We start from the raw sequence: 862 nt of genomic DNA on the forward strand, positions 1-862 counted from the left end.
GAGGAACCGAGCTTTCATGGCATTGCAGAGGCGAATCTAGAGCAACCGGAAGAAGAGCTGGTTGAGGAGATAACAGAAGAGTTAGAGCCGGCTACGAACGAGGTCGTAGCCGAAGAAGAACTAGCAACTGAGTAGCTGCGAATAGTTGGGCAACAGCATGTACGTGCCAACGAAATCAACCGCAGGCGTATCGCCGCTGTAAATCACCACATGGATGACAATGCGCGCCTTGCGCCCTGACGCCAAGCGATCCAAATCACCACTGATACCATCAAGCGAGGTACTCGCCACCGGATTTTGCTCCACCGGATGACGATAACGAATCGAGCTGTCTGCCAGAACAATATCGCCATGCAAACCGCGCTCTTTGAGCAGTAACCACGTCATTCCCCATCCCGTCAGCGTTGCCAACGTAAATGCCGAACCAGCAAACATCGTATTGTGCGGGTTCAAATTCGGATTGAGCTGGGCACTGCATTCGAACTGATAACCGGTGTATTGGTTGATTTTGATGCCCATTTTGTCCGCAATTGGGATCTGCGCTTCCCAGCGCTGCTGCAATTCCGTGCACCATTCTGGGCGACGTAACACATTCGCCATCGGATCAAGCGGCTTCACCATTTGTTGGTGACGGACCGGACCGCGTTCATCGGTCAACTCACCACGACGTTCAAAACCGTTTTTTTCATAAAACGCAATCGCATCTTCACGGGCATTACATACCAAACGTTTCGCACCTTCTTGGCGCGCAAGCGATTCCAACGCGACCAACACCAGTGAGCCCATGCCTTTGCTGCGACGATTGCCTTTCACCGCCATATAGCGGATTTGGCCATCGTTATCCGGAGTAATGTACAAACGT

General features: G+C 52.1%; 1 protein-coding gene. It reads right to left on the bottom strand.

What is annotated here, in order from left to right; genetic code table 11:
- Window positions 1–120 precede the first annotated feature (120 nt).
- Window positions 121–862 (bottom strand): bifunctional GNAT family N-acetyltransferase/hotdog fold thioesterase (locus R7R78_RS25200; RefSeq protein WP_225474512.1); only part of this gene is annotated, 742 nt, incomplete at its 5' end.

It is taken from the genome of Vibrio sp. 2134-1 (assembly GCF_033339495.1).